Origin of the sequence: Myroides sp. N17-2 (genome assembly GCF_002286775.1) — a bacterium.
Lineage (GTDB): Bacteria > Bacteroidota > Bacteroidia > Flavobacteriales > Flavobacteriaceae > Flavobacterium.
The window spans coordinates 62,950-75,249 of sequence record NZ_NSGJ01000005.1 but is presented as its reverse complement, the minus strand read 5'-3'; the positions used below and the strand labels follow the sequence as shown (position 1 = coordinate 75,249).

At 31.3% G+C, this 12,300-nt stretch carries 15 protein-coding genes; 8 read left to right on the top strand and 7 right to left on the bottom strand.

Going from position 1 to position 12,300, the window contains the following annotated elements:
- Positions 1 to 56: 56 nt before the first annotated feature.
- From CF599_RS03655 to CF599_RS03645, 3 genes are all read right to left on the bottom strand, one after another.
- Positions 57 to 1,061, bottom strand: a complete 1,005-nt coding sequence (locus CF599_RS03655) for a metal-dependent hydrolase (RefSeq protein ID WP_121964690.1) — start codon at positions 1,059 to 1,061, stop codon at positions 57 to 59.
- 319 nt (positions 1,062 to 1,380) lie between these two features.
- The gene (locus CF599_RS03650; RefSeq protein WP_006258948.1) at positions 1,381 to 1,860 is read right to left on the bottom strand and encodes an Lrp/AsnC family transcriptional regulator; all 480 of its coding nucleotides are present in this window, start codon (positions 1,858 to 1,860) and stop codon (positions 1,381 to 1,383) included.
- Positions 1,861 to 1,948: 88 nt separating this feature from the next.
- Positions 1,949 to 3,100, bottom strand: coding sequence for a M14 metallopeptidase family protein (locus CF599_RS03645; RefSeq protein WP_254050227.1), 1,152 nt, complete (start codon positions 3,098 to 3,100; stop codon positions 1,949 to 1,951).
- A 304-nt stretch (positions 3,101 to 3,404) separates the two neighbouring features.
- On the opposite strand from CF599_RS03645, the gene CF599_RS03640 reads away from it, so the two are divergent.
- The 3 genes from CF599_RS03640 (at position 3,405) to CF599_RS03630 (ending at position 6,111) form a co-directional block, all read left to right on the top strand.
- Entirely contained in the window at positions 3,405 to 3,917 is a 513-nt protein-coding gene (locus CF599_RS03640; protein ID WP_121964688.1) for a helix-turn-helix transcriptional regulator, read from the top strand.
- Between the two features lie 320 nt (positions 3,918 to 4,237).
- Positions 4,238 to 4,906, top strand: a complete 669-nt coding sequence (locus CF599_RS03635) for a spermidine synthase (RefSeq protein WP_121964687.1) — start codon at positions 4,238 to 4,240, stop codon at positions 4,904 to 4,906.
- Positions 4,907 to 4,995: 89 nt separating this feature from the next.
- The gene (locus CF599_RS03630; protein ID WP_121964686.1) at positions 4,996 to 6,111 is read left to right on the top strand and encodes a GNAT family N-acetyltransferase; all 1,116 of its coding nucleotides are present in this window, start codon (positions 4,996 to 4,998) and stop codon (positions 6,109 to 6,111) included.
- A gap of 91 nt (positions 6,112 to 6,202) precedes the next feature.
- Here the strand turns inward: CF599_RS03630 and CF599_RS03625 are convergent, their stop codons facing one another.
- Both CF599_RS03625 and CF599_RS19480 read right to left on the bottom strand, forming a co-directional pair.
- Positions 6,203 to 6,679 (bottom strand): hypothetical protein, encoded by a 477-nt coding sequence (locus CF599_RS03625; RefSeq protein WP_121964685.1) that lies wholly within the window; start codon positions 6,677 to 6,679, stop codon positions 6,203 to 6,205.
- Between the two features lie 2 nt (positions 6,680 to 6,681).
- Positions 6,682 to 6,819 (bottom strand): hypothetical protein, encoded by a 138-nt coding sequence (locus CF599_RS19480; RefSeq protein ID WP_158221763.1) that lies wholly within the window; start codon positions 6,817 to 6,819, stop codon positions 6,682 to 6,684.
- Positions 6,820 to 7,323: 504 nt separating this feature from the next.
- On the opposite strand from CF599_RS19480, the gene CF599_RS03620 reads away from it, so the two are divergent.
- From CF599_RS03620 to CF599_RS03610, 3 genes are all read left to right on the top strand, one after another.
- Complete coding sequence (locus CF599_RS03620; RefSeq protein WP_121964684.1) at positions 7,324 to 7,767, top strand: GNAT family N-acetyltransferase; 444 nt, start codon at positions 7,324 to 7,326, stop codon at positions 7,765 to 7,767.
- Positions 7,768 to 7,770: 3 nt separating this feature from the next.
- Complete coding sequence (locus CF599_RS03615; RefSeq protein ID WP_121964683.1) at positions 7,771 to 8,841, top strand: alanine racemase; 1,071 nt, start codon at positions 7,771 to 7,773, stop codon at positions 8,839 to 8,841.
- 105 nt (positions 8,842 to 8,946) lie between these two features.
- Positions 8,947 to 9,183 (top strand): twin-arginine translocase TatA/TatE family subunit, encoded by a 237-nt coding sequence (locus CF599_RS03610; RefSeq protein WP_121964682.1) that lies wholly within the window; start codon positions 8,947 to 8,949, stop codon positions 9,181 to 9,183.
- Positions 9,184 to 9,235: 52 nt separating this feature from the next.
- Here CF599_RS03610 and CF599_RS03605 read toward each other — a convergent pair whose 3' ends face one another.
- Positions 9,236 to 9,919 (bottom strand): phosphoribosylaminoimidazolesuccinocarboxamide synthase, encoded by a 684-nt coding sequence (locus tag CF599_RS03605; protein WP_121964681.1) that lies wholly within the window; start codon positions 9,917 to 9,919, stop codon positions 9,236 to 9,238.
- A 185-nt stretch (positions 9,920 to 10,104) separates the two neighbouring features.
- The gene (locus tag CF599_RS03600; protein ID WP_121964680.1) at positions 10,105 to 10,866 is read right to left on the bottom strand and encodes an OmpA family protein; all 762 of its coding nucleotides are present in this window, start codon (positions 10,864 to 10,866) and stop codon (positions 10,105 to 10,107) included.
- 429 nt (positions 10,867 to 11,295) lie between these two features.
- Here CF599_RS03600 and CF599_RS03595 point away from each other — a divergent pair, with 429 nt between their 5' ends.
- Both CF599_RS03595 and CF599_RS03590 read left to right on the top strand, forming a co-directional pair.
- Positions 11,296 to 11,538 (top strand): hypothetical protein, encoded by a 243-nt coding sequence (locus CF599_RS03595; protein WP_121964679.1) that lies wholly within the window; start codon positions 11,296 to 11,298, stop codon positions 11,536 to 11,538.
- Positions 11,539 to 11,653: 115 nt separating this feature from the next.
- Positions 11,654 to 12,127: a hypothetical protein gene (locus tag CF599_RS03590; protein WP_121964678.1), complete on the top strand. Its 474-nt coding sequence runs from the start codon at positions 11,654 to 11,656 to the stop codon at positions 12,125 to 12,127.
- The last annotated feature ends 173 nt before the right edge of the window (positions 12,128 to 12,300 follow it).

Genomic DNA, 12,300 nt, shown 5'->3' with positions numbered 1-12,300 from the left:
ATATAAAAAGTATTGAAGGTATAAAGATAATAATGTAAATAAAGACGTATAAAGAATTATCTCCCCTGAAGACGTACCCAAAGCTTCTTAAGCAATAAAAGTCCGTCTTTTCTGTCTTTCTTTACTTCCTCCGCTTGCAGCTCTCCTCTATTATCTAAATAAAAATGATAACTAAAGGCAAACTGTACTTCTTCACCTTCATTCTTAAGTAACCCAAAACGCAAATCGTTAAAGTATATTCCCTCCTTAGTCTCTGATAAAGTATAATACCCCTCACTGATATTTATTAATCGAAGAATCAAAGGATGTGTTTCTAGAGACTTGATTAACTCTCTATTTTTTGGAAATTCCTGAAATGTAATCGGTGAATGATCAAAGAAAGAATACTCTCCTATCAAAAAGGAATCTTCTGTTTCTACAATAGCATTCCACAGAATAGTATTCATAACTGTTGGCTTGACAGACATCTCTGTATACTTAATTCCCTGTGTAGATAGGGCATCTGTAAAACTATAGAAGGCAACTGCTTTTAAGGCTAGTGTAATGAATAAATAGAATGAACTGACATAGAATCCCATACGGTTAAAAAACATTCTTTTCTTCATATCTGTCTTCTCACGCATCGAACGAATCAGAAAATACGCAAATGGTAATGTATACAGTGGATCAATGACAAATATTGATTTAAAGGCTAAGGAATAATCAAAAGGCCACAATAGACGTGTTCCCCAAGTAGTGAACATATCTAATAACGCGTGAGTGAAGAATCCCCAAAAAAACAGCCAAAACCCCTCTTCATAGGTTACCTTATTCTTTTTCTCAATGAAATAAAGCAAATAACCAAATAAAGCTCCCCCGAATAGGGCAAATAGAATAGAGTGTGTGAAACCACGGTGTACTTCGACAGCTGTAATAGGATCTGTAAAGAACATAGACAAAATATCTAAGTCAGGAATAGTCCCTGCTATAGCTCCGTAAAGTATTGCTCTATTTCCAATCTTGCGACCGGCAACAGCATTCCCTACTGCAGCACCTAGTATAATTTGTGTTAATGAATCCATCTTTTTTCTTCAAAAATACAAATAAAAACAGAAGAAGTCCTTTAACCATCGTTGACTTACTAAATAAAGTGCCTTTAACCTAGAATCAGCGATAGCCAAATACTACAAAGCAATTCTACTTTATAACTCTTTCATTAGCTCTATAACCATACTTTGGTATGCTTAAATCACTAATTCAGATCTATTTTGTATAATTACTTTTCGTTTATCTGTCTATCACATATTCTGGGTTTAACCTGCAATAAACACACAGTTTAGAGCAAAAAAAGAGGGTAATCCAAATAGGATACCCTCTTTTATATTTAATATGCAGTATATCTTAAAGTTCTTTGAAGATAGTGTGCATTAAACGTTTTTTATCGTTGATACTTTCTTCTAGAGAAATCATTGATTCAGTTCTGTAAACTCCTTCAATGTCATCAATCATATAAATTACTTCTTTTGCGTGACGAGTGTTTTTTGCTCTAATCTTACAGAATACGTTAAACTTACCTGTAGTAACGTGAGCCACTGTAACGAAAGGAATCTCATTAATACGCTCTAACACAAACTTAGTTTGTGAAGTATTGTGTAAGAAAATCCCAATATATGCGATAAACGCATATCCTAATTTTTCGTAATCTAAAGTTAAAGAAGATCCTTGGATAATTCCAGCGTCTTCCATCTTTTTAACACGAACGTGAACAGTACCAGCAGAGATTAATAGTTTCTTCGCTATATCTGTAAAAGGAACTCTCGTATTGTCAATCAACATATCTAAGATTTGGTGATCGATTTCATCTAAACGAAATTTACTCATAAATCAATTATTTATCTTATTATAATCTATAATTCTGTACAATAATACTAAATAAAATTTATATTTTCTGAAAAAAAAACAAACTTTATTATTTTTTTAATAATTCACTAACCATTACACTGTCTATTTCAACATAATCTGTCAATTCCTTATCGATTGCTTCACTTATACTAATTAAGGTGTCTTTAAAGAAAAGCTCTCTCTTAATAGCGTGATGGACAAATTTACTTTCTTTTTTAATAATATCAACAATAATAGGACAAAATTTAACACATTCTTCCTTTAATTGCTCTAAATATTGAATTTTTACAATATATTGATCCCTAGTTTCCTTGCATTTAACGTATTCTATACTAACATCATTGAAGTTTTTTTCATTCTCAGGGATATTTAAGTAAGAATCTACACTATTGTTAACATAATTTTCTTCATACAATGCAGAAACTACAACAATAAGACTTCTAAAAACAACCTTACGACTCACCTCTCGTTCATAATCATTAGGATAATGACCTGCTTCAAACAGTATAGTTGGTACATTCTGAGACTGAAAGTAATCTCCTATGCAGTTAATGTTAAACCCATCGTCAAAACGCCCTACTTGCCCAGGGATAACCTCCTGAAGCTCTTTATTCATTTCTACGATTAGCTTGATTGCCTCTAGTCTATTAACATTAATCTCTCTCTCTTCATTATACGAAGGAGCTAAAAAAGAGATTGTAGCTGGCTTACCAGTGTCTCCAACACCAAAAATAGTACGCTGATCGTGAAGATTAAACGCATAGTGAGGTGCAAACTCCACGAATAGCGATCGTAGCAGCTGACTTTCGGGTTGAGTAAGATCTATAGAGTCTCTATTTAAATCTACTTGATTAGCATTAACACGGGTATAATAATGTGCCCCATCAGGATTCAAAATAGGCACGATTAAGAAGGTAAATTTACTATGCCAATCCTCTATAAAAGGTTCCTTATTTTCATTCAACATCAATAACAAATCAAGAACACCTTTTGTAGTCGTTGCTTCGTTACCGTGCATCTGTGACCACATAAAAATACGTTTAGGTCCCACACCCCAAGTCACCGTCTTTATCGATCTATCTTCTACTGATTTTCCTCTCTCTTCGACCTTAAAGTTTTGATTCAAGTCTTCTAGAAATGGAGTGATATTTTTAAGGGTGACATATCTGCCAAACACATATTTATTTGTGTAGTTATTTACTAGAGAAGTATAGTTCATCTTGTCTTTATATTTTGATATTACAAATGTAAACAACTTATTTTTTACATCTGTAAACACATTGCTTTTTATTTTTGTTTACAACCGTAACCAATTCATTCCCTCACCTCTGCTAGTGACACTTTAGGAGTTTACAATTATAAACAACAATATTTACTGAGCTTATTATCAATCATATAAGTATCATCATATAAATATAAGCTTCACTATTGTTTACAATTATAAATATGTATACATTTGTAATATTCTATTGTATATTACATTTGTAAACAATAGAACTATTTACTTTTATAAACAAATTGCCATGGATAACTTTGTAAACAGACTTGAATTTATACTTCACAACTATGATTATACAGCCTCTTCTTTTGCTGACAAGATTGGCGTTCAGAGGTCGAGTTTATCTCACCTCCTGTCAGGTAGAAACAAGCCTAGTTTAGATTTTATTCTAAAGATTAATGATGCCTTTTCGGAGCTAAGTTTAGAGTGGCTTCTTAAAGGAACGGGTAATTATTTAGAGAAAGATAACACAACTACCATCACTAAAATTATCCAAACCCCTCCCTCTCCTCCTATTGGAAATCCATATTCAAATGATCTTTTTTCAACAGAAGATACTGTAGTTAATTCACAAAAAAAGAAAGAGGAAAGCGAGCATTTTCACACCGAAATAAAGAGTGCAAATCAAGAGGAAAAAGAAGAGAAAGAAATGGAACAACACTTCTCTAATTTTCCCTTCGGATCAAACAAAGGAGACATAGAACAAGTGGTCATTTTTTATAAAGATGGAACTTTTAGCCAATTCAAACCTCGTTAGAGATACACTCTCTTTTAACCTAGAATAAGTGATAGACTATAAACGAAAAGTAATTAAGTAATCTTCTCATACATCACTATATAAAAAACCGTGTAAACTCTACCTCCCTTATTCGCTTGAGGAATACGAGCAGTTCTATTGAGGTGTTGTTGCTGAAAGAGCCCTCCTGAGTAAGCATTGCTCAATGAATCGGCACCGAAACCGCAAGAAATAGCAAGAATACTAGACTTCCTTGATTAGTTTTTGTTTGTGATTAATATTCTAGGCTTATTCTCTGCAATATTTAATTTATCTTTGATGTTAAAGTTGAGCTAGAAAAAATGATAAAGAGAATACTGAGTTATTTTACCCCTATTATAGAAAAGAGAATCCCGTCTAAAGTCAGTCAACAATTAGAAGTAACCTGGACAGAAGGGCGCTTAGTCGTAGATACTAAACACACTAACTACTCTTATGGCAATTTGGAGAAAGTGTTAAAGAATGGGCTGTCATTCATTGGTTTTGAGAAAATCAAACGAATGAATAATGTCCTAATCCTAGGCTTAGGTGCAGGTGGTATATTAAAAACATTGCGCGATGAGGTCAAATATGCTAATCATATCGATAGTGTAGAACTAGATGAAGCTATTCTTTTTGTCGGGAATAAATACTTTGATTTACAAGACTATAGTGAGAAGCACACTATCCATAATATGGATGCTTTCGAATTTGTCTTGCGCTCTACAGAACATTATGATCTGATTATCATAGATGTTTTTCAAGATGCAAAGATGCCTGCTTTTCTGTTTGAAAGTTATTTTGTCGAGAAGATACATACTATACTGAACACAGGAGGTTTTATCCTCTTTAATACAATCGTTCTAAATCAAGAAGACGAAATAAGAAATCAAAAACTTCATACTCTTTTCCCTAAGGAGCACTACTCTATTAGAACCTATCCTAAACAACAAAAATACAATGAGCTTCTTACTATCAAAAAACTAAAGTAAGAGTCCGTTTTAATTACATAAAAATAGTAAGCCAATATCACAAATAAGTATCTTTGTGACAACAGTGGTTAATAAAATATCTAGAGAAAATGATTGAGATTAGAGAAGCGAAGACAAAGAGTGAAATCAAAGAGTTTGTCAAGTTCCCTTTTAAATTATATAAAGACAACAAGTATTGGGTACCTTCTATGATAAAAGAAGAAGTCAAAAGTTTTGATAAAAACAATGACATTTTCAAGACAGTGGATGTACACTTTTATCTTGCTTATAAAAACAATGAAATCGTAGGTCGTGTAGCCTGTTGTATTAACTGGACAGAAGTCAATGATTTACACAAACCTAAAGTGCGTTTCGGATGGCTTGAGATGATTAATGATATTAATGTTACCAAAGCATTGCTTGATAAAGTAATTGAATTCGGTAAAAGTAAAAATATGGAATATATAGAGGGACCTATGGGATTCTCTAATATGGATAAAGCTGGTATGCTGACTAAAGGATTTGACTATGTAGCTACGATGATTGGGTTATATAATCACGAGTACTATCCTAAGCATATGGAACAACTAGGCTTTAAGCCTGAAGCAGAATGGATAGAATATAAACTTGATCTTGGAAAATATGAAAAGGAGAAGATTAATAAAATGTCTAAACTTGTACGAGAGCGTTATAAAGTAAAGGTTCTTGAATTCCAATCTATTAAAGAGTTAATGCCTTATGTAGATGAGATGTTTGCCTTGCTAAATAAAACGTATGCTGATCTACAAAGTTTCGTGCCTATCGAACCTTTCCAAGTAGAACATTATAAACAGAAATACCTGAAGTTTATACATCCTGATTATATCTCTTGTATTATGGATGAGCATAATAAAATGATTGCTTTTGCTATCACAATGCCTTCTTTCTCTAGAGCATTTCAGAAAGCGAATGGCAAGCTGTTCCCTTTTGGTTTTTGGCATTTACTTCAAGCTGTAAAAAAGAATGACCACGCAGAGTTTTACTTAATTGGTGTAGATCCTGAATATAGAAATAAGGGTGTAACAGCTGTAATATTCGAGGAAATTTACAAATGTTTTACGAAGCACAATATCTCTTTCATAGAAACCAATCCTCTGTTAGTAGAAAACAATAAGATCCAACAACTTTGGAAACAACTAAATCCAGAGATTCACAAAGAAAGAAAAACATATAGATTAGACCTATAATCTACTGATAATAAACACAAAAGGCTATTCTTTTTATATGAATAGCCTTCTTTGTTTATTACTAATTTATTGAAAATAAATGTATTATAATCTAAGATTCAAAAGGTTTAGAGTTTTCTAATCCTATGTTTTTAAGATATAGTAAGTCTGCCTTATTTTTAGAACTAGAAATTAAGGAGATATAATGATTCCCATTTTCATTATCTCTTATTTCTATATTTTGCAAGATATAACTATCTGAATTACATCTTTGAAATAACATTTTAAAGATTTGACTTCTGAATTTTTGAGGTGATAATTCATTTTGACGAATTCTCATTTTTATAGGATAACTGTCACAGTAGTAATAAAGAATAACATTATTAGATTCTAAATATTCTAACACAATAGAAGTTAACTTATTTAGAGCATGGATAGTACAACTCTTTTCTTTTTCATTAACTAAAACTAAAGTTATATTAATTATAGGCACTGATACATCTAATTCAGAGATATTAAATATATCAAATTTAACTATGTATTCATGCCCTTCGAGACTTTCGAAACATACTACTTTCTCTAAGCTCAATCTTATAATTTTTTAGGAAAGTATAAGTCTTTTTTTGAAATTAAATCTGCTTTAACCTCCTCTTTTTCAACTTTAAATTTTCTAAAAAACTCTAACAATTCTTTAGAGGGTTTATCTATATGTAAAGTATTCGTTTTCATAATTAGATATTTTATATACTTTTTAAAGCACAAATATATAACTAATATTTCATTTTTATTGTATTAAAAAAAATTTAACTAATTGATAATCTATACAATAAACACTAATTACGTATTAAATCTAGGTTTAATACTAGCTAGTTTTTATCAAGCTACAGCAGCAGGTCAACATATAAGATTCGCGAATACTCATAAATACCCCACGTTCTACTAATAACCTATTTGAAGACTCTTTCTTTTAGTATAAACACAACGATATTTCACTGCTCTTTTATCAATAAATTCTATTTTAATTTGTCAAAACGGCATTGTTTTGTTACTTTTACAGAAATCGAATTTATTTAATCAAGCTTATTTAGCTGTTTTATTAGAAGAGATATTCAACAAAAACGACTAATTGTTTTTGTTTTCTTACTTTCAAATCAAAGGTCTATTATACACCTTTTCTTTTTTGTCTTCATCTTTGTTTAAAGCCTAAATAAGCATCTAAAAACAATCATTTTTATGCTTACAATTCATAAAATAGACGCATTAACACCTACTACTGACGAACAAATTAATCAATATACTACCTTTTTACATCAACATCTAGAGCAATATGGCGATAAAGAAGAAGATATCAGAAAGGCAATAGACTATGCATTAGCACGAAATAATAAACCCGGAGGTTTTATATTATCAGCATTTGATCAACAACAGCATATCGTAGGTATTGCGGTACTGTTAGATACGTTAATGGATGGTTTTATCCCTGAACACATCCTTGTATACATCGCTATAGACGCAAGTGTACGTGGTCAAGGATTAGGAAAACAATTACTAGAACGAGTAAAAACAGAAGCTAAAGGTTCGATAGCACTTCACGTTGACAGAGATAATCCCGCTCAGAACCTATATGAAAGATTGGGATTTGAGAAGAAGTATATCGAAATGAGATTAACTAGATAAAAGATGGCTTATATAACCTTAGATAGAGACAAACTAAAACACAATTACGACAACCTCAGTGCATTATTTGCAAAGAATAATACCCAGTGGGCCGTTGTGGGAAAATTACTATGTGGTAACGAGACTTTCTTAAAGGAAGTTTTAGCGTTAAAACCGAAACAAATATGTGACTCTAGAGTTTCTAATCTAAAGACGATTAAGTCTATAGACCCTGATATTGAGACTATTTATATAAAGCCTGCACCCAATGGCAGTATAGATGAGATTGTTGAATTTGCAGATATTAGCTTCAATACAGAACTAGAAACTATAAAACTACTCTCTAAAGAAGCTATTAAGCAGAATAAGGTACACCAGATAGTCATTATGGTAGAATTAGGCGAACTGCGAGAGGGAGTCTTAAGAGATGATCTAATAAGCTTCTATCAGCAAGTCTTTACACTACCAGCTATTCAGATTATCGGATTGGGAACTAACCTCACCTGTATGTATGGAGTACTTCCTAATAATGATAAGCTTATACAACTAGTATTATATAAAGAGCTATTAGAACTTAAGTTTAACCAAAAGATCCCTTATCTATCCGGTGGAGCCTCAGTGACCATCCCCTTGCTGTTAAACGGAAGTTTACCTGCTGACATCAATCATTTTCGCATAGGTGAAACCTTATTTATGGGAACTAATGCTTATGACAACACAGAATATGATGATTATAAGCAAAATGTATTTACACTGCATGCCGAAATAATAGAGCTACACGAGAAGCCAATGATGCCAGATGGCGAAATAGGGCTTAAAATGACAGGAGAAAAAGTAACACTAGATCCAGAATGGGAGAATAGTGTGAACTATCGGGCTATCATTGATTTAGGATTGCTAGATATAGAAGAAGATCACATCACTCCTATCAATCAAAAAATTACTTTCGTGGGTTCTAGCTCAGATATGATGGTTATAGACTTAGAAGATAATCCGGAAGAATTAAAAGTAGGTGACACTATTTCCTTTCACATGAGCTACATGGGAATATTGCGAATAATGAATTCTAATTACATCGATAAAATCGTATTATAGTGCATTATTCATTTACAAATTCACAATTAAAATAGTGTTAAAAAGTATTTCAATAACCATTCTCTTAATTACATTTGTTTTTCTCAATCAAAATAACTTTGCAATATGATTTCAACAATCATCCCATTAGGAGGAGTAGCACCATCTGAATTAATAGTTGTTGTTGCAATAGCTTTATTACTTTTTGGAGGTAAGAAAATCCCAGAATTAATGAAAGGACTTGGAACAGGAATTAAAGAATTCAAACAAGCTACTAGAGAAACTAATACGGAAACTGCAATGGCAAAAGAGTCCATTACAGAACCTAAGAAAGTTACAGATACACAAAACGAGTCTGTATAATAGGATTTTAAGCAAAAAGGGATATTACAGTGTAATATCCCTTTTTTATATTTTACTTTAAAAATTCTTTCTCTAAATCAAGAGGAGCGATATAAGTATTGTCTTTATATACTCTCATATTTCCACCTGATATCTCATCGATTAAGATAATCTCATTAGTCGCTTTATCTCTACCGAACTCTAATTTGATGTCATATAGCTCTAAATTCTTAGTTGCTAACTCTTCTTTAATGATTTGACAGATTTGTTTTGTGCGTTCTTTAAGGATGCTATACTCTTCTTTAGATAAGATACCTAACATTTCTAGTGCATCATCAGAGATAGTAGGATCACATCTCTCATCATCTTTGATAGTTACTTCTACGAAGCTATCTAGTGGCATTCCTTCTGTGCAATACATTCCATATCTTCTAAAGAAACTACCTACAGCTCTATATCTACAGATTACTTCTAATCCTTTACCGAATGGTGTAGCCTCTTTAACGACCATAGATACTTCATCAAGATCCGCAGATATATAATGTGTCTCTACTTGTTTTTCAGCTAATACTTCGAAGAAATGTTTTGTCATTTTCAGACCGCTTCTCCCTGCTCCATCTATTGTTAGACCTACTGTGTTAGCTCCTGGATCGAATACTCCATTCTCTCCTGTTACATCATCCTTAAATTTTAAAAGAACCTGATTGTTTGAAAGACTGTAAACATCTTTAGTCTTCCCTTGATACTTTAGTGTCATGTTATGTTAGTGTTGTTATTAAAGCTCAAAAGTAAGACAAATGTCCCAACTCCTCCTTATTTATCAACAATTTTCTTTTCCTAATCTAAGCTATTTGGTATTGTAAACTCTCCTTCACTCTATTCCAATAAAAAAGCTCCAAAACAATACTGCTTTGGAGCTTTTTATATTACTTATAAATATCATTATATTAAATCAAAATCACATCTTCTATTCTCACCATTTCCACCTCTACTATATGCACCTTTAGTTGGGATATTAGAATTTACTGTTTCTACCCACTTCATTAATCGAGATGGAGAAATACCCTTAGATATCATATAATCAACTACTCTATCTGCTCTACGCTGAGATAACCATTCATCATATTTGACATTTCCTCTTGTATCAAAATACACATGCACTCTCACTTTAGCATTAGGATTATTATACATGTATGATACGATCTGATCTACAGCATACTTGTTATCCGGCGTTAAGTAAGAGCTATTAAAATCATAGTAAAACGATTCTAATGTTGAGTTATCATATTTTGCTATTGGTCTAGAAGTATCTCTATAATCTGTATTTTCATTCGAATATGTTCTAGCATCATTAGAAGAAGTGTATACTTTTCCTTTATTATCTGATGCAGCAACTAATCCAAAATTAGCAATAGCTCCTTTATCTAGATTGTTAATCATAATTTCTGCCTTGCTATAATTCTTAACAGATGTTGCCACTTTATGTATTTCTTTTACTTTCTGAGATTCAAAAGAATACATACCATTTTCTAAAGTATAGACTGTAGCTATTTTTTCTCCTTTATCGTTAAAAAATGTTACTTCTCCTTCAGTAATTGGCGTATTAGTATTCTTATCAAATACTCTTCCCTCAATCTTCTGTGCAGATACTGACACAAAACCTAACAAAGCAACTCCTAAAGTAATTAAATGTAATTTCTTCATATCTTTTTTAAAGTAAACACAAATAGAACTTTGCGTATTATACAATTACAAAACTACATATTATTTCACAACTTTTAACACTCTTGCGATTTTATTTAAATCAACTTCATGCTTTGCCTATATTTAAGTATATTTTACCCTTAAATACTTATCAATAATTCACTTATACAAACTATATTTTATTAAAATATAATAATTTAGAGAAATAAAAATAAATATATACCACATTTACACTACTAATAATAATATTTTTAACTACTATTATATAGTATGATTTTTATTTTAAATAGATAATGGCCTTTATATCATATAAACAAATACTTGATTGAATAAAACTCAAAAAACATTAAATATCAACACAAATAAACCAATAATGCTAATAATTATGTAATTTTGTTTTTATAATAATAAAACATACTTAACTAACAAATGACCGCAGATCAATTAAACTCTATCGCAGAAAATGCTTTAGAAGAAAAATATATATCTATTATCAATAAATTAAAAGAATCAGCATTACAAGGCAAGAGCTCATATACTACAGATGATTTACCAGAACCTCTAGTACGTAAATTAACAAATAAAGGTTATGTTATTATACCAGTATTTAAGTATAAATATGATTACCTTTTAAGAAGAAGAAAGAAAAAATACTATATGGTAAGATTCTAGAAAGTAGAATACCTCCTTAATTTATGTTTTACTTATAACAATCAAACTATTTTAAACAACAAAAAATCAATGGAATAGTATTTGTGCCTTAACTTAAGACACAACTTACTACATTATGAAACTGATATACCCACTGCTTTTATTATTCTGTATGCATTCATTTGCACAGGAGTTGACAGATGTAAATCTTGCCTATAAGAAGAGAACCCTAGAAGAGATAAATATCGTTCGCATTAATTATGACTCTAATAACCAAGAATCCTATCAGTTTCTAATAGATGCTAAGTATCTTAATAAAGATATTTTGACTTTCTATACTCCTATTCTAGGTACTTCTTTATTAGAAAAACCTTATCTAAACGTAGTGAAATACAAGGATAATTACTATTTTATTGCAAAGACTAAAGAATCAACTATAGTTTCCTTAGCGCATATCATTACTACCCCTAGAGTAGAGGCTAAATTCCTAGTGCTAGGTAGCAATCACTGCCTTATCCCAAGTACATCTGATCTCTGTTATCCTGCTGATGACGGACTTTCTTGCTTAGATAAACAACTTCACTGTGCTAAAATCAACACTAAAAAGTGATAAAGCACATCAACAAGAAACTATTATAGTTAAGTATACCTTAATTCATTCAGGGCTATCTTGTCTATATATCTATGGCTTAATCTAGTTTAAAATAATTATTTTTTAGATAGTTGAAGATTTAAGGTTGTACATTTGGACTAGAATTAATTGATATAACCTACTTTTATACT

Coding starts and splice junctions, on each gene's coding strand:
- CF599_RS03655 (WP_121964690.1), bottom strand. CDS start 1,061: ATGGATTCATTAACACAAATTATACTAGGTGCTGCAGTAGGGAATGCT.
- CF599_RS03650 (WP_006258948.1), bottom strand. CDS start 1,860: ATGAGTAAATTTCGTTTAGATGAAATCGATCACCAAATCTTAGATATG.
- CF599_RS03645 (WP_254050227.1), bottom strand. CDS start 3,100: ATGAACTATACTTCTCTAGTAAATAACTACACAAATAAATATGTGTTT.
- CF599_RS03640 (WP_121964688.1), top strand. CDS start 3,405: ATGGATAACTTTGTAAACAGACTTGAATTTATACTTCACAACTATGAT.
- CF599_RS03635 (WP_121964687.1), top strand. CDS start 4,238: ATGATAAAGAGAATACTGAGTTATTTTACCCCTATTATAGAAAAGAGA.
- CF599_RS03630 (WP_121964686.1), top strand. CDS start 4,996: ATGATTGAGATTAGAGAAGCGAAGACAAAGAGTGAAATCAAAGAGTTT.
- CF599_RS19480 (WP_158221763.1), bottom strand. CDS start 6,819: ATGAAAACGAATACTTTACATATAGATAAACCCTCTAAAGAATTGTTA.
- CF599_RS03620 (WP_121964684.1), top strand. CDS start 7,324: ATGCTTACAATTCATAAAATAGACGCATTAACACCTACTACTGACGAA.
- CF599_RS03615 (WP_121964683.1), top strand. CDS start 7,771: ATGGCTTATATAACCTTAGATAGAGACAAACTAAAACACAATTACGAC.
- CF599_RS03610 (WP_121964682.1), top strand. CDS start 8,947: ATGATTTCAACAATCATCCCATTAGGAGGAGTAGCACCATCTGAATTA.
- CF599_RS03605 (WP_121964681.1), bottom strand. CDS start 9,919: ATGACACTAAAGTATCAAGGGAAGACTAAAGATGTTTACAGTCTTTCA.
- CF599_RS03600 (WP_121964680.1), bottom strand. CDS start 10,866: ATGAAGAAATTACATTTAATTACTTTAGGAGTTGCTTTGTTAGGTTTT.
- CF599_RS03595 (WP_121964679.1), top strand. CDS start 11,296: ATGACCGCAGATCAATTAAACTCTATCGCAGAAAATGCTTTAGAAGAA.
- CF599_RS03590 (WP_121964678.1), top strand. CDS start 11,654: ATGAAACTGATATACCCACTGCTTTTATTATTCTGTATGCATTCATTT.